General features: G+C 69.2%; 16 protein-coding genes. 6 read left to right on the forward strand and 10 right to left on the reverse strand.

The features are described from left to right. The first annotated feature begins 320 nt into the window (after positions 1 to 320). Positions 321 to 737, forward strand: a complete 417-nt coding sequence (locus tag JL101_RS21610; RefSeq protein ID WP_202682008.1) for an organic hydroperoxide resistance protein — start codon at positions 321 to 323, stop codon at positions 735 to 737. Positions 738 to 809: 72 nt separating this feature from the next. Next, on the forward strand, positions 810 to 1,850 hold the full coding sequence (locus tag JL101_RS21615) for an alpha/beta fold hydrolase (RefSeq protein WP_202682007.1): 1,041 nt from the start codon (positions 810 to 812) through the stop codon (positions 1,848 to 1,850). Positions 1,851 to 1,892: 42 nt separating this feature from the next. Here JL101_RS21615 and soxA read toward each other — a convergent pair whose 3' ends face one another. From soxA to JL101_RS21660, 9 genes are all read right to left on the reverse strand, one after another. After that, positions 1,893 to 2,660: a sulfur oxidation c-type cytochrome SoxA gene (gene soxA, locus JL101_RS21620; RefSeq protein WP_228435053.1), complete on the reverse strand. Its 768-nt coding sequence runs from the start codon at positions 2,658 to 2,660 to the stop codon at positions 1,893 to 1,895. Then, on the reverse strand, positions 2,657 to 2,977 hold the full coding sequence (soxZ, locus tag JL101_RS21625) for a thiosulfate oxidation carrier complex protein SoxZ (RefSeq protein WP_203096399.1): 321 nt from the start codon (positions 2,975 to 2,977) through the stop codon (positions 2,657 to 2,659). The genes soxA and soxZ overlap by 4 nt, the downstream gene beginning before the upstream one ends. Positions 2,978 to 2,980: 3 nt before the next feature. Beyond that, positions 2,981 to 3,445, reverse strand: coding sequence for a SoxY-related AACIE arm protein (locus JL101_RS21630; RefSeq protein ID WP_203096398.1), 465 nt, complete (start codon positions 3,443 to 3,445; stop codon positions 2,981 to 2,983). A 13-nt stretch (positions 3,446 to 3,458) separates the two neighbouring features. Then, on the reverse strand, positions 3,459 to 3,881 hold the full coding sequence (gene soxX / locus JL101_RS21635) for a sulfur oxidation c-type cytochrome SoxX (protein WP_203096397.1): 423 nt from the start codon (positions 3,879 to 3,881) through the stop codon (positions 3,459 to 3,461). Then, positions 3,878 to 5,146, reverse strand: a complete 1,269-nt coding sequence (locus JL101_RS21640; RefSeq protein ID WP_211111105.1) for an NAD(P)/FAD-dependent oxidoreductase — start codon at positions 5,144 to 5,146, stop codon at positions 3,878 to 3,880. Before JL101_RS21640 ends, soxX begins: the two co-directional genes overlap by 4 nt. A gap of 10 nt (positions 5,147 to 5,156) precedes the next feature. After that, positions 5,157 to 5,441 (reverse strand): c-type cytochrome, encoded by a 285-nt coding sequence (locus tag JL101_RS21645; RefSeq protein ID WP_203096396.1) that lies wholly within the window; start codon positions 5,439 to 5,441, stop codon positions 5,157 to 5,159. After that, positions 5,438 to 7,633 carry a xanthine dehydrogenase family protein molybdopterin-binding subunit gene (locus JL101_RS21650; protein ID WP_203096395.1) on the reverse strand — a complete coding sequence of 732 codons (2,196 nt, stop codon included), beginning with the start codon at positions 7,631 to 7,633 and terminating at the stop codon, positions 5,438 to 5,440. The genes JL101_RS21645 and JL101_RS21650 overlap by 4 nt, the downstream gene beginning before the upstream one ends. A gap of 35 nt (positions 7,634 to 7,668) precedes the next feature. Further along, positions 7,669 to 8,136, reverse strand: a complete 468-nt coding sequence (locus JL101_RS21655) for a (2Fe-2S)-binding protein (protein ID WP_203096394.1) — start codon at positions 8,134 to 8,136, stop codon at positions 7,669 to 7,671. A gap of 140 nt (positions 8,137 to 8,276) precedes the next feature. Next, positions 8,277 to 9,206, reverse strand: a complete 930-nt coding sequence (locus JL101_RS21660) for a LysR family transcriptional regulator (protein WP_203096393.1) — start codon at positions 9,204 to 9,206, stop codon at positions 8,277 to 8,279. 78 nt (positions 9,207 to 9,284) lie between these two features. Between JL101_RS21660 and JL101_RS21665 the strand changes: the two genes are divergently transcribed. After that, complete coding sequence (locus JL101_RS21665) at positions 9,285 to 9,917, forward strand: NADPH-dependent F420 reductase (RefSeq protein WP_203096392.1); 633 nt, start codon at positions 9,285 to 9,287, stop codon at positions 9,915 to 9,917. Positions 9,918 to 9,940: 23 nt separating this feature from the next. After that, positions 9,941 to 10,666: an SDR family oxidoreductase gene (locus tag JL101_RS21670; protein WP_203096391.1), complete on the forward strand. Its 726-nt coding sequence runs from the start codon at positions 9,941 to 9,943 to the stop codon at positions 10,664 to 10,666. 22 nt (positions 10,667 to 10,688) lie between these two features. Here the strand turns inward: JL101_RS21670 and JL101_RS21675 are convergent, their stop codons facing one another. Then, entirely contained in the window at positions 10,689 to 12,602 is a 1,914-nt protein-coding gene (locus JL101_RS21675) for a potassium transporter Kup (protein ID WP_407697342.1), read from the reverse strand. A gap of 261 nt (positions 12,603 to 12,863) precedes the next feature. Here JL101_RS21675 and JL101_RS21680 point away from each other — a divergent pair, with 261 nt between their 5' ends. Both JL101_RS21680 and JL101_RS21685 read left to right on the forward strand, forming a co-directional pair. After that, positions 12,864 to 13,070 carry a hypothetical protein gene (locus tag JL101_RS21680; RefSeq protein WP_203096390.1) on the forward strand — a complete coding sequence of 69 codons (207 nt, stop codon included), beginning with the start codon at positions 12,864 to 12,866 and terminating at the stop codon, positions 13,068 to 13,070. A 199-nt stretch (positions 13,071 to 13,269) separates the two neighbouring features. Further along, a complete protein-coding gene (locus tag JL101_RS21685) occupies positions 13,270 to 14,274 on the forward strand; it encodes an AAA family ATPase (RefSeq protein ID WP_203096389.1) in 1,005 nt (334 codons plus the stop codon). The last annotated feature ends 63 nt before the right edge of the window (positions 14,275 to 14,337 follow it).

The raw sequence follows: 14,337 nt of genomic DNA on the forward strand, positions 1-14,337 counted from the left end.
CTCGCCAAGGCCCTTGTGGCCGACAGCGGAATCGAACTCCGGCGTGATCTCAGGGGGGATTGTCTTCCCCCGTCGTGACGGGTAGCCGCCTCCGGGATCCGAAGGGCAGCGACATGCCGCCGGCGCCTCCCCCCAACGGGTCCACTCCCAGGAGCAGGAGCAGCAATATCTCGCGCGTAACGCTGTCGCGGAACCGGTGGCCATCATGGTCGGTGTCACCGCTCGCCCTCTCGATGACTCCCGGCGCAGCCGCCCACACTCCCGTAACGAACATAGTCAGGCCCGACACCGCGCCGATCAACAGGAGAAGGACCACGATCATGAGCAAGCTTGAAAAGGTCGTCTACACTGCCAAGACCCACACGACTGGCGGACGGGACGGCACCTCGCGCAGTTCGGACGGGCGGCTTGAGGTCAAGCTCTCTACGCCCGGCATCGCCGGTGTGGGTACGAACCCCGAGCAGCTGTTCGCGGCTGGATGGTCTGCCTGTTTCGAGGGCGCGATGGGGCTCGCGGCGCGTAGCATGAGAATCGCGCTGCCAACAGACGCCGCGATCGATGCGGAGGTGGATCTCGGCATGACGGGGGATGCTTACCTCCTGCAAGCGCGCCTCAACGTCAGCCTGCCGGGGCTTGAGCGGGAGGTGGCTCAGGCGATTGTCGACCGGGCACACCAAACCTGTCCCTACTCCAAGGCCACGCGGGGCAACATCGACGTGACCATCGATCTGGCCTGATAGACCCCGCTGCGACTGGCCGGCCGCACGGCCGGCGAGCCGGTTTTCCCGAACCCTGCCGGAGATGGACCGATGACCACGCCGCTGAATCACGACCGACGACGCTTGCTCGGTGCCGCAATGGGCATTGCCGCTGTCGGCTTTGCAAATGTGCCCGTTCCGGCGGGGGCTCAGGATGCGCCGCAGAACGACCTCAGTCGCATGCCGCCGCCCGGCTTTGGCGCGCTCAAGCAGATCCGGGCGGGCGTTCTCGACATCGGCTATGCCGAGGCCGGCCCGTCGAGCGGCCCGCCGGTCATCCTGCTGCACGGCTGGCCCTACGACATCCACACCTACGTGGAGGTCGCTCCTCTACTTACCGCTGCCGGCCACCGTGTCATCGTTCCCTACCTGCGCGGCTATGGCACGACCCGCTTCGTCTCGAATGACACGCCCCGCAACGGTCAGCAATCCGTCTTCGGCGCCGACACGATCGCCTTGATGGATGCGCTTGGCATACGAGAGGCGGTGATCGCCGGTTGTGACTGGGGCGCTCGGACAGCGTGCGTCATCGCGGCGCTCTGGCCGGAGCGCTGCAAGGCTCTCGTCTCGGTGAGCGGCTATCTGATCGGCAGTCAGCACGCCAACAGCATGCCCTTGCCGCCCAGGGCGGAACTCGCCTGGTGGTATCAGTTCTACTTCGCGACAGAACGTGGCCGGCTCGGTTACGAGGCGAACCGGAACGCGTTCGCGAAGCTCATCTGGCAGACCGCCTCGCCGACTTGGGCTTTTGACGACGCCACGTTCAACCGCTCCGCCGAAGCCCTCACCAACTCTGACCATGTAGCGATCGTCATCAACAATTACCGCTGGAGGCTCGGCCTCGCTGCGGGCGAGCCGATGCTCGAAGCGATCGAGCAGCGGCTTGCGGCGGCTCCGATCATCACGGTCCCGACCATCACCCTGGAGGGCGATGCCAACGGTGCGCCGCATCCCGAGCCGTCAGCATACGCGGGCAAATTCTCCGGTCGCTATTCGCACCGGACGGTCGAGGGCGGCATCGGCCACAATCTGCCTCAAGAAGCACCCAGGGAGTTTGCAGACGCAGTAGGCGAGGTCGCTCGCTGGGCATAGCGCAGAAGGCTCTTCCTGAATTCCGACCGGGAAACACCCGCCTCATGGCCGCACGCCGGGCGTCTCCATCGGCAGCCCGCGCGCCCGTGCCATCAGGAACAGTTCCAGCTCCGCGTGCTCCGGGGAGCCGTAGGCGTAGGGTTCGGCGCGGACGCCGGTCATGCAGTTGCGCAGGCGACGCTGGAGGGAGCCCATGGACTGCCATTCCAGGCGATAGATCGGGTAGCCGGTCGGGTGCGCCTGGGGGATCACGGCGCCGCCGAGGTGCCGGCCCCAGTTGTCGTCGTGGCAGTCGGCGCAGGAGAAATCGAGCTGTCCCTTGGGGCCGGTGAACAGCGCGCGCCCGCTCTCGACGAAGGGGGCGAGCCGGGGATCGGCGCCGGTCTCGACCGGCAGGCCCCGGGACTGGTGGGCGACATAGGCCGAGAGGGCCAGGAGGTCGGGGCTTTCCCACTCCAGCGGTTCCGCCTGCTGGCGGGTTTCTCGGCATTGGAGGATGCGGCCGTCCAGCGTGACCGGGCGCCCGCTCCCCTCGTCGTAGGCCGGATACCGCGCCGCGACGCCGCGCATGGACGCGGCGGCGTCGCCGTGGCAATCGGCGCAGGAGCGGCCGGACGCGCCGGCGGCGCGGTTCCACAGGGCCTCGCCGTCCAGGACGGCGAGCATTCCGGGATTGGACATGTCGTCCTGCTGCATCGCCCGGGTCTGCGGCCCCAGGAAGTCGAAGCCGGAAAGCCGGCCGTCGGCGCCAAGGGCCGCACCGCCCAGCAGGGCCAGGGCCAGGGCGGCCGCGAGGTGCCGCCCGGTCATTCCACCGTGATCTTGACGGTTTCCGTCTGGGTCTTGCCCTGGTCGTCGGTCCAGCTCAGCGCGATCTCGCCGCTCTCATCGGCCACCGTCGTGAAGGTGAGGAAGGGGTTGGCGGTGATCGCGGGGAACAGGTCGGCGCTGAACACCTCCTCCCCGTTATAGGTGCAGGCGAAGCGGTGGATGATGTCGCGCGGGATCAGGGCGCCGTCGGAGCCGGGGCGGAAGCCGGTCTCCATGGGATGCGAGATCAGGGCCTTGATCTCGATGACCTCGCCGCGCTTGGCGGTGGGCGGGACGTTGATCAGGGTGCGGGCCATGGCTCAGCTCTCCGCGCAGGCGGGAAGGGTCACGATCACCTCGGCCTCGTCGGACCAGAAAGTGCCGTCGCTGAGCTGGGCGATGGCGACGATCTTCTGGGAATCGCCGAGGCGGATGCGGGTGGAAACGCTCGCCCGGCCGGACCGCGGGGTCAGGTGGAAGGTCGCGACGTTGGGCTGGGGGTTCTTCTCGTTGAACACGGCGATGGTCCGGACGAAGTCGCCGGGCTGCATCCAGTGGGCGACGTTGACGCTGAGGGGGACGGAGTTGCCGTTCTCGACCAGCGCCGGCAGGACAAGATCGACCTTTCCCGGGTTGACCGGCGCGCCCTTCGTGAAGTCCTTTATCGCGTCCGCCATGGCGGCCGGCGTGGCCCCGGCCGGCCGCACCAGCAGGAGCACGCCGAGCGCGGCGCCGGCGCGCAGGACGTCCCGCCGCGTGGTTCCCATCGGATCGCCATTCGCCATGGGCAGGGTCTCCTCAATCCTTCAGTGTCGCCAGGAACGCCACGACGTCCTCGATCTGCCCGGCGGACAGGATCGGCTTGCCGCGCCATGCCGCCGCCACGCGGTCGAGCCCGTCGGTCCTGTAATAGGAGGGCATGATGGTGTCCGGATCAAGGCTGCCCGGGTCCACGATCCGCAGCCGGATCCGGCCCTCGGACAGGCGGGCGCCCACGCCGGCCAGCGACGGCGCCAAGTCGCCCTGGAAGCGCTCCTCCGGGAACGGGCCGGAATGGCACAGCAGGCACAGGCCGGTCTGGCGGCTGGTCACGATCTCGCGCCCGCGGGCCGGGTCGCCGACGGCCCCGGCCAGGGGCTCCGGGATGGAATCGCCGACGACCGTGTAGGCCGGGACCGGGGCGGGTGCCAGCGCCAGCGCGAGGGCGACCGCCCACATCATCCGAACACCTCCGCCGTGACGATGTCGAACCAGGAATGGGCATAGGCCGCCTCCCTGGCCCGGAACGAGGGATCGGCATCGAGCGGACTGGTGCCGCCGGCGCCCTCCACGTCGGCCAGCGTGCCGGAGGACGGCGCATAGACGCCGGCGACGGAGATGCCGTAGTCGGGCGCCACCAGGCTGTAGCAGGTGTTGATCAGCTTGGGCGGGACGGGCCGGTCGCCGCGCAGCAGGGCGGCGACGGCTTCGGCGCAGGCCTTGGCCTGGGCGTTGGCGGAGAAGGCCGACTTCGGCATGGCGCCCGCGATGGCGGCGTCGCCGATCACGTGGATGCCGGGCTGGAGCCGGGATTCGAAACTGACGGGGTCGATCGGGCACCAGCCGGAACGGTCCGCCACCCCGGCGGCGTCCGCGATCGCGGCCGCCTTCTGCGGCGGGATGACGTTGGCGACGTCGGCCTTCACCCGGTCGAAGTCGGTGACGAAGGTCAGGCCGTCGGGCTCCACCGCGGTGACCTGCCCGCCGCCGGACAGCGGCACGAGTTCCAGCAGGCCGGGATAGAGCTCGGCCCAGGCCGCCTGGAACAGCCGCTGCTTGGAGAAGCCGTCCTTGGCGTCGAGCACGATCAGCTTTGAGCGCGGCTTGCGGGTCTTGAGGTAGTGCGCGATCAGGCTGGCGCGCTCGTACGGCCCCGGCGGGCAGCGGTAGGGATTGGCCGGGACCGACATGACGACCACGCCGCCATCCTCCAGGGCTTCCAGACGGCGCGCCAGCAGGACCGTCTGCTCGCCCGCCTTCCAGGCATGCGGCATCACCTGGGCGGCCTTCTCGTCGTATCCGGGCAGGGCGCCGTACCGGATGTCGATGCCGGGAGACATGACGAGGCGGTCGTAGTCGAGGGTGGCGCCGTCGCCGAGCGTGACGCGGCGGGCCTGGGGATCGACGCCGACGGCCCGCTGGTGGACCACGGCGACGCCGGCGCGCCGGATGCCGTCATAGCCGAACCGCTGCCGCTCCATGGGCCGCAGTCCCACGACCACCGGGTTGCTGAGCGGGCACGCGGTGAAGGTCGGTCCGGGTTCGACCAGGGTCACGTCGAGACCATGGCGCTTGAGGAAGCGGGCGCAGGTGCCGCCGCCGAAACCGCCCCCGATCACGACGACGCGCGGCGGCGCCTGGGCGCGCACCGGACGCGCCAGGGCCACCGACGCCCCGGCGGCCAGCGCCTTCAGGACCGCGCGGCGGCTGGCATGATGCCGATCCATGGCGTCTCCGTCAGCGGCGGGAGGCGATCCAGGCGGCTATCGCCCGGATCTCCTCCTCGGTGAAGCCCTTGGATATCCGGTCCATCACCGTCGGACCGCCCTCCCCCGCCCGGTATGCCAGCATCGCCGCCGCGATCTCGTCGGCCGACTTCGACAGGATCGGCGGGATGCCCGGCGCCGCCTCGCCGCGCAGGGCGTGGCAGCCGGAGCAGGAGGAGGCTCCGGGCGGTTCCGCCGCCGCCGGGCTCGCGGCGGCGAGGCAGAGCACGCCGGACAGGACGGCGGCGCGGATCATGCCTTCCGCAGGTCCGCGTTCGCCAGGGGCACCGAGCGGATGCGCTTGCCGGTCGCCGCGAAGATCGCGTTGAGCACGGCGGGCGCGGCCACGAAGATCGTCGGCTCGCCGACGCCGCCCCAGAAGCCGCCCGACGGCATGACGATGGTCTCGACCTTGGGCATCTCCTCCATGCGCATCATCGGGTAGGTGTCGAAATTCTCCTGCTGGACCCGGCCGTCCTTCAGCGTGATCTCGCCGTAGAGCAGGGCCGAGAGGCCGTAGACGAACGATCCCTCGACCTGGGCCTCGATCTGCTGCGGGTTGACCGCGTGTCCGCTGTCGGTGGCCGCGACGATCCGGTGGATCTTCAAGGCCCCGTCGTCGCTGACCGACACCTCGGCGCAGGCCGCCACGTAGCTGCCGTAGCCCATGTGCTGGGACAGCCCGCGATACACGCCCTCCGGTGCCGGCGTGCCCCAGCCCGCCTTCTCCGCGACCGCGTTCAGCACGGCCAGGTGCTTGGGATGATTGACCAGAAGCTTGCGGCGGAACTCCAGCGGATCGGCGCCGGCGGCATGGGCCAGCTCGTCCATGAAGCATTCCAGGTAGATCGCGTTCTGGTTGTTGTTCACGCCGCGCCAGAACCCCGGCGGCACCGGCGGGTTGCGCATGGCGTGGTCGACCAGCAGGTTCGGGACGGTGTATCCCAGCACCCCTTCCGTGCCGCCCGGGTTCAGCCCCTGGAACGTCGCCGGGTCGCGACCGCCCTGGAGCGCCTGCGGGTTGATCGCCGCCAGGATCGACTGGCCGGAGATCCGCATGTGCAGGCCGTCCAGGTTGCCGTCCGCGTCCAGCGCGCCGGTCAGCTTGCACTGGGTGACCGGATGGTAGCGGCCATGGAGCATGTCCTCCTCGCGCGACCAGATCAGCTTGACCGGCGTCCCGGGCATCTGCTTCGCGATCAGCACCGCCTGCCGGACATAGTCGTGGCTGGACGAGCGCCGGCCGAAGCCGCCGCCGAGATGGAGCCGGTAGACCTCGCATTGCGGGATCGGCAGCCCGGCGGCGGTGGACGCGGTGGCCAGCGCCGCCTCCGCGTTCTGGGTCGCGGTCCAGACTTCGCACTTGTCGGCCGTGAACAGCGCGGTTGCGTTCATCGGCTCCATGGTGACGTGGTGCTGGTAGGGATAGCTGTAGACCGCCTCGACCAGCTTGTTGCCGGGCTTGGCGAGCGACGCCTTGATGTCGCCGGCCTGGTTGCCGACGAAGGCTTCCGGCGCGTCGAGCCCTTCGCGCAAGGTTTCGGCGATCGCCTCGCTGGACAGGGCGGCGTTCGGTCCCTCGTCCCACTCGACCGGCAGGGCCTCCAAGGCCGTCTTGGCGCGCCACCAGGTATCGGCGACGACCGCCACGCCGGTGTCGCCCACGGCGACCACCCGCTTGACGCCGGGCATCCCTTCGACCGCGGCGGCGTCGAAGCTTCTCACCTTGCCGCCGAACACGGGACACTCGCGGATCGCGGCGTTCAGCATGCCGGGCAGCTTGACGTCGATCGAGTAGACCTGGGCGCCGTTCAGCTTCTCGGCCGTGTCGAGGCGCTTGACCGGCTTGCCCGCGATCTTCCAGTCCTTGGGGTCCTTGAGCGGAACGTCGGCGGGCGGATCGAGCCGGGCGGCGGATGCTGCCACCTTGCCGTAGGTCGTGGTCCTGCCGGACGCGGCGTGGGTGATGACGCCCTTGTCCACCGTGCAGTCGGCCGCCGGGACCTTCCATTCGTTCGCGGCGGCCTGGACCAGCATCATGCGGGCGGCGGCACCACCCTTCCGGACATAGTCGTGGGAATCGCGGATGCCGCGGCTGCCCGCCGTCTGGAAATTGCCCCAGACGCGGTTGCGCGCGACGTTCTGGCCGGGCGTCGGATATTCGGTGGTGACCCGGGACCAGTCGCAGTCCAGCTCCTCGGCGACGAGCTGGGCCAGGCCGGTCAGCGTACCCTGCCCCATCTCGACGCGGGCGATCCGGACCACCACGGTCTCGTCCGGCCGCACCACCACCCAGGCGTTGAGTTCGGGCGTCCCGGCCGCGGCATCGGCGGCGGGTGTCGCCGCCTCCGCCCCGAACGGGATGTGGAAGCCCAGCATGAATCCGCCGGCCGTGGCGGCGGAGCCGACCAGGAAGCCGCGGCGCGATGTCTTGAGCGCGATCGTCATCTTTCTCTCCCCGAAGAATGGCCCGACAGGCGGCTTCAACCGCGCCCGACGTCGCCGCTGCCGGCGGCGAGCCTGATGGCCGCGCGGATGCGGTTGTAGGTCCCGCAGCGGCAGATGTTCGTCATCTCGGCGTTGATGTCGTCGTCGCTCGGGTTCGGGTTGGATTGCAGCAGGGCCGCGGCGGCCATGATCTGGCCGGACTGGCAGTAGCCGCATTGCGGCACGTCCAGCTCCGCCCAGGCCCTCTGGAGCGGATGGTCGTTGTCGGGCGACAGCCCTTCGATGGTGACGATCTGCTGGTCGGCACCGACGGCGCTGACCGGCGTCACGCAGGAGCGGACGGCGACGCCGTCCAGAAGGACCGTGCAGGCGCCGCACTGCGCGATGCCGCAGCCGAACTTGGTGCCCGTCAGGCCGACCTGCTCCCGGATCGCCCAGAGAAGCGGCGTATCGGGTTCGACCTCGATATCGTGCGCCGTGCCGTTGATGGTAAGCTGGACCACGTGCTTCCTCCTGTGCCGGCCGCCCCGGGTAAGTTTCGGAGGCGGAACCCCAATTCCATGTAATAATTTGTTCTTTTTGTTGGTTGGTCCAATCAAGATGGACATTTTGGCAAGATAGACCGGACGGAAGAAACGCGCAATCACCGCTGGTATCGCGCCACGACGGCGCGGAGATGGCCGACCAGCCAGTCGTGCAGCGGGTTCCTCGCGTCGCGGCGATGGCGGACGGCCGATATGGCGAACCCGGGCACGGAAACCGGCGGTTCGGCGGTGACGAGGCCGAAGGTGGGGGCGTAGCGGGCGGCCAGCAGACGGGGCACGGTCGCCAGGCAGCCCGTCTCGGCCACGGCGGCGAAGACCGGGAAGAACAGCGGCAGGGCCGCGACGACCGTCCTTCTTGCGCCCAGCGCGGCCAGGGCCGTGTCCACCGCCCCGGACAGGTCGCCGACCGGCGACATGATGACGTGGCGGGCGGCTGCATAGCTCTCCAGCGTCAGGCCGCGGAGCATCGCCGGATCGTCCCCGCGCCCGACGACCAGGAAAGTCTCCTCATACAGCGTCTCGGCGAAATCGTCCGGCCCGAGGTGCCGGAAGTATCCCAGCGCAAGCTCCAGGTCGCCGCCCGCCAGGGCATCGAGCGCCGCCTTGCGGACGACCGACCGGGCGCTGATCCGCATGCCCGGCGCCTCGGCGCCGGCGAGGCTTATCAAGGGCGGCAGCAGGGTCGTCAATTCGTTGTCGAACGCGCCGATCCGGACCATGCCGTCGAAGCTGGCCGGCACGAAGGACGGCGGTCCGGCCAGCGCATCGGACAGGTCCTCGACCACGCGCCTCACGGTCGGTTCCAGCGCCAGGGCCACGGCGGTCGGCTCGAACCCATGCGGGCGGCGCAGGAACAGCTCGTCGCCGAAGACGTCGCGCAGCCGGCGCAGCGCGTGGCTGATCGAGGATTGCGTCAACCCCATCTCGGCGGCCACCGCGGTGGCCTTGCGATGGCGGAGCAGCCCGAGGAAGACCAGCAGCACGGTGAAGTCCAGGCGCCTGAGTTTGATCCTGTCTATATCGATCATGAAGCGATTTCAGTTCAATCGATGACGGTCCGGCGATATCACGGATGCACCGAAATCACCAGCCCCGGGGACAGTGTCATGCGTATCGCGATCATCGGCGCCGGAAACGTCGGAGCCGCACTTGGGACAGGCTGGACCCGGGCCGGGCACAGCGTCGCCTTCGGCGCCCGCGACCCATCCGCCGTGAAGCTGAAGCCCCTGCTGGACGCCACCGGCGCCGTCGCCCTCGCTTCCGCCGAAGCGGTGCCGGGCGCCGACATCGTCGTGCTCGCCCTCCCCTGGGCGACGGCGGAAGAGGCGGTCAAGGGTCTGGGCGACCTGTCGGGCAAGATCGTCATCGACTGCATGAACCCGCTGACCATGAAGGACGGGAGGCTGGATCTGGACCGGGGATACACGGGTTCGGGCGCCGAAACGCTGGCCGGGTGGCTGCCGGGCGCCCGGGTGGTGAAGGCCATGAACCAAGTCGGGGCCGAAGCGATGGCGGATGCGTCCGGTTTCCCGTCCCGTCCGGTGATGTTCGTCGCCGGCGACGACGGGGAAGCCAAGGCCGCGGTGCGATCCCTGGTGGAGCAACTGGGATTCGAAGCCCTGGACGCCGGCCCGCTCCGGCAAGCTCGGCTTCTGGAGCCGTTCGCCATGGTCTGGATCGATCAGGCGATCCACCGCGGCCTGGGCCGCGACTGGGCCTTCGGCATCCTTCGCCGCTGACCGGCCCCCTTCGGAGAATCGACATGTCCCTTGCGACCGATCGCATCCTGATCATCGGCGGCAGTTCCGGAATGGGGCTCGCCACCGCCCGGCGCCTCGGCGCCGCCGGCGCCCGGCCCATCATCGCGGGCCGCAACGCCGCGAGGCTCGGCGACGCGCTCGCCACCCTGCCGGCCGGCGCCTCGGCGGAAACGGTGGATTTCGCCGACGAGGCCAGCATCGCCGCCCTGTTCGAACGGGTCGGCGCGATCGACCACCTGATGCTCTGCGCCTCCAGCGGAGCCGCCTGGGGTCCCTTCGCGACGCTGGAGACCGCCGCGGTGCGCACCGCCTTCGACAACAAGTTTTGGGGATACTGGATGGCGACCCGCCTGGCGCTGCCCCATCTGGCGGAGCGGGGCTCGATCCTGATGGTGACCGGCGCCGCCGGGCGGGCCGCCATGCCGGGAACCAGCGGCTTGGCCGCCGTCAACGCCGCCATCGCCGGTTTCGCCAGGACGCTGGCGGTCGAGCTGGCGCCCCGCCGCGTCAATGTCCTGTCCCCGGGGCTGGTGGATACCGATGCCTATGGGTGGATGCCGACGGACGCCCGGTCGGCCTTCTTCGCCGACACGGCGGCGAAGCTGCCGGCCGGGCGGATCGGTGCCGCCGACGATATCGCCGCGATGGCCGAGACCATGCTCGCGAACCCGTTCCTGACCGGCGCCGTCATCGACCTGGACGGCGGCGCCAGCCTGCATCGCGGCTGATCCGAGGGCCGTCCGGGCCGGATCAGATCTCCACCTGCCCGCCCAGTTCCACGACGCGGTTGACGGGCAGGCAGAAGAACTCCATCGGCGTCGCCGAGCTGCGCACCATCCAGGCGAACAGCCGCTCCCGCCACTGGGACATCCCCGGCCTCGAGCTGGGGATCACGGTCTTGCGGCTCAGGAAATAGGAGAGCCTCATCGGCTCGTAGAAGAACCCGAGCTGGTCGTAGCGGGCGTTGGCCAGCGTCTTGGGAATATTGGTGGACTGCATGTAGCCGTAATGCAGGATCACGCGGAAGCAGTTGTCGCCGATCCGGCGGGACTCGACGCACCGCTCCGGCGGCACGAAGGGCACCTCCTCGATGATCACGCTCAGCAGCACGACGCGCTCGTGCAGGACCTGGTTGTGCTTGAGGTTGTGCAGGAGGGACGACGGCACGCCTCCCGTCACGCCGGCCAGGAACACCGCCGTTCCCGGAACCCGCACGATCCTGTCGGAGATCCTGGCGAAGAAGTCCTCCGCCGGGGGAGCGTCGCTCTCCAGCCGGGCCCTCAGCAGCGCCCGGCCATGGTTCCAGGTGGTCAGCAGCACGAAGATCGCGATGCCGACGGCAAGCGGGAACCAGCCGCCGTGAAGGATCTTGGTCGAGTTGGCCAGGAAGAACGCGAGGTCGACGAACAGGAAGAAGGCGATCAGGACGAGCGCCGGCTTGGCGGGCCATTTCCACAGCAGGAACATCACCAGCGCGATCAGCACGGTGTCGATGATCATGGTGCCGGTCACGGCGATGCCGTAGGCGGACGCCAGGTTGCTGGAGGTCTGGAAGCCCAGGACCAGCGCCATGACGAACAGCCCCAGGGTCCAGTTCAGCACCGGGATGTAGATCTGCCCGATCTCCCGCTCCGACGTGTGGACGATGTTCATGCGCGGCAGGTATCCCAGCTGGATCGCCTGCCGCGTCACGGAGAAGGCGCCGGAGATGACGGCCTGCGAGGCGATCACCGAGGCGACCGTGGCGAGGATCACCAGCGGCACCCCCGCCCAGTCGGGTCCGAGATGGAAGAACGGGTTTCCGACCGCCTCGGGATGGGCGAGCAGAAGCGCGCCCTGGCCGAAATAATTGAGCATCAGCGCCGGCAGCACCAGCAGGTACCAGGCCAGCCGGATCGGCAGCCGGCCGAAATGGCCCATGTCGGTATAGAGCGCCTCGGCCCCGGTGACCGCCAGCACCACCGACCCCAGCGCCAGGAAGGCGGCGACGCCGTCCTCCAGGATGAAGGCGACGGCATAGTGCGGGCTGAGCGCCCAGAGGACGCCGGGGGCTTGGCCCAGGTTCTGGATGCCGAGCACAGCCAGCGTGGTGAACCACAGGGTCATCACGGGACCGAACAGCACGCCGATGCTGGCCGAGCCGTGGCGCTGGACCATGAACAGCCCGACCAGGATCGCGATCGTCAGGGGCACGACCGCGTAATGGAGCTGGGGTGCCGCGACCTCCAGCCCTTCGACCGCCGAGAGCACCGAGATCGCGGGCGTGATCATGCTGTCGCCGTAGAACAGCGCCGCCGCGAAGACTCCGAGCACGCTGACCAGCTTCACGACGCCGGTGCGTCCCTCGGCCGCCCGGCGCAGCAGGGCCAGGAGGGCGAGGCTGCCACCCTCCCCCCTGTTGTCGGCCCGCATGATGATGATCACGTACTTGAGCGACACGATGCACATGACCGCCCAGAAGATCAGCGACAGGACGCCCAGGACATGCAACTCGTCGAGGGCCAGGGGGTGCGGGCCGGCGAAGGTCTCCTTCATGGTGTAGAGCGGGCTCGTGCCTATGTCGCCGAACACGACGCCGATCGCGCCGAAAAAGAGGGCGGCGACGGACGATCTCCCCCCGTGCGCGCCCATCGCGCCCTCGGCCGTCTCGCTTCTGCTCTGCATGCACACTGTCCTCAGATCACGATGGTTCGACCCAGGGGTGATAACCGGCTGCACGCCCCCTGCGCCTTGCCATCAGTAGGTTTGCCCCGAAAATGCGGTGCGGTGCGTGGATGCATACTAAAGAAAGCGCCGGGTCCCGGGTGCTTCGACTCCTCGCCGCCCAGACCGGAACGTCTTGCCGGAACGTCCCGCCGGGCCGTCCTGTTGAGGCCGCCGTCTATAGCATGCGATCATCGCCAACATCCGCGAGGGGACAGAACCATGGCTGCCGACGATAAGGAAAAGACGGTCGTTCCGGAAAAGACCGACCGCACCCAGGTCCAGGCATCGCAGGGGTCCGGCACGGGAAGCGGAAGCTCCAAGCCGGTCCTGCGGGAGCCCGGCCAGAACGTCAAGGAAAGCGAGATCAAGGCCACTGCCGCCGCGAAGGAAAGGATGAAATCCGACCAGGCGGGCGGCAAGGACTGACCGGCCCTTCCCGGGGATGGGCGCGGGTGGGTCCGGAGCGCCGGCGCCCATCCGCGCTCCCGAGTCGTTTTTCGGCCCGGACGACAGATTTTCGTGAACAAAACGCGAACTGCGTGCTATGGTCCGATCATGCACGCCTCGCTTTCCTGGCGTACGGCCACGAAGCAAGGCTACCGGGACAAGTTTCAGAGACTTTGCCATGGCTTTCAAGCGAGTTGACAAGGATACGCTCCCGCCGCGGCGCTGGGCGCTCAAAGGCTATTACGGTGACGGCAAGTCGACCTTCATCCTGGCCATGCACCAGCCGACGCTCATGATCGACGCCGACGGCCGCCGGCATGAGCTGAAGGGGAGCGAGCTTTACGAATTGAGCGAGGAGCCTTCGGACCACCGCTCGGTCGAGCGCATCCAGGACATCCTCGACAAGAACATGCCGGGGTCCGGCATCCGGACCATCGCGATCGACAGCGTCACCTCGCTGATCGGCACCTCCATCGCGCGCGCGATGCTGGACAACGCGGCCGACCGCAACAAGAACAAGAACCAGGCCTGGGTCGACAAGGCGGAGCGGATGCGCCTGCTCCAGGACGCCGTCACCGCCCACGGCTCCCACGTCCTGTGGATCTGGCACCTGGAGGATGCCCAGCTGAACGGCGTCGCCCAGATCCGCGAGACCCTGCCGGAGACCGAGCGCGAGCGGCTGTTCCGCTCGCTGAACGCGTCGCTCCGCATCGTCCGGGAGAAGGACCGGCGCGGCGTCCTGGTGGAGTGGTCGCGCGAAGGCCCGGCGGGCATGGTGATCTGGGACGAGGAAGGCCTGTGGAAAGGCGTGCCGGAGCGCATCGAGGCCGCGATCTACGGACGCGGCGGCGGCACCAAGCCCACGCCCCCCAAGCCCGCGGCTTCGCAGGGCGCCGGTTCCGGCCCGATCCTGGAGGAGGCACCCAGGGCCGCCGCCAAGGCGGCCGCGCATCCGGCGGCCCCGGCGGCGACCGGCCAGGCGGCCGACAACGTGCTGACCTTCTACAGCCCGACCGAAGCCGTCTCCTGGGGGGTCGACCAGGGAGCCTTCCCGGACGCCGCCGCCGCCCAGGCCGCCTATGACCAGCTCAAGGGCGAGGTCGGGCCGCGCAACGCCAAGGAGATGTACGCCGCCTGGATCGACTTCGTGTCGAACCGCAAGCCGCGCCGCCGGCGGGCGTAGCCGGGGTTTACGGTATGCCGTCGGCGTCGGCCCTGCGGGCCGAGGCCGACCTACGCCGCACCG

Origin of the sequence: Skermanella rosea, from assembly GCF_016806835.2 — a bacterium.
Lineage (GTDB): Bacteria > Pseudomonadota > Alphaproteobacteria > Azospirillales > Azospirillaceae > Skermanella > Skermanella rosea.

Bases quoted from the DNA above. Each gene is read 5' to 3' on its own strand.
- JL101_RS21610 (WP_202682008.1), top strand. From the start codon at position 321: ATGAGCAAGCTTGAAAAGGTCGTCTACACTGCCAAGACCCACACGACT.
- JL101_RS21615 (WP_202682007.1), top strand. From the start codon at position 810: ATGACCACGCCGCTGAATCACGACCGACGACGCTTGCTCGGTGCCGCA.
- soxA (WP_228435053.1), bottom strand. From the start codon at position 2,660: ATGACCGGGCGGCACCTCGCGGCCGCCCTGGCCCTGGCCCTGCTGGGC.
- soxZ (WP_203096399.1), bottom strand. From the start codon at position 2,977: ATGGCCCGCACCCTGATCAACGTCCCGCCCACCGCCAAGCGCGGCGAG.
- JL101_RS21630 (WP_203096398.1), bottom strand. From the start codon at position 3,445: ATGGCGAATGGCGATCCGATGGGAACCACGCGGCGGGACGTCCTGCGC.
- soxX (WP_203096397.1), bottom strand. From the start codon at position 3,881: ATGATGTGGGCGGTCGCCCTCGCGCTGGCGCTGGCACCCGCCCCGGTC.
- JL101_RS21640 (WP_211111105.1), bottom strand. From the start codon at position 5,146: ATGGATCGGCATCATGCCAGCCGCCGCGCGGTCCTGAAGGCGCTGGCC.
- JL101_RS21645 (WP_203096396.1), bottom strand. From the start codon at position 5,441: ATGATCCGCGCCGCCGTCCTGTCCGGCGTGCTCTGCCTCGCCGCCGCG.
- JL101_RS21650 (WP_203096395.1), bottom strand. From the start codon at position 7,633: ATGACGATCGCGCTCAAGACATCGCGCCGCGGCTTCCTGGTCGGCTCC.
- JL101_RS21660 (WP_203096393.1), bottom strand. From the start codon at position 9,206: ATGATCGATATAGACAGGATCAAACTCAGGCGCCTGGACTTCACCGTG.
- JL101_RS21665 (WP_203096392.1), top strand. From the start codon at position 9,285: ATGCGTATCGCGATCATCGGCGCCGGAAACGTCGGAGCCGCACTTGGG.
- JL101_RS21670 (WP_203096391.1), top strand. From the start codon at position 9,941: ATGTCCCTTGCGACCGATCGCATCCTGATCATCGGCGGCAGTTCCGGA.
- JL101_RS21675 (WP_407697342.1), bottom strand. From the start codon at position 12,602: ATGCAGAGCAGAAGCGAGACGGCCGAGGGCGCGATGGGCGCGCACGGG.
- JL101_RS21680 (WP_203096390.1), top strand. From the start codon at position 12,864: ATGGCTGCCGACGATAAGGAAAAGACGGTCGTTCCGGAAAAGACCGAC.
- JL101_RS21685 (WP_203096389.1), top strand. From the start codon at position 13,270: ATGGCTTTCAAGCGAGTTGACAAGGATACGCTCCCGCCGCGGCGCTGG.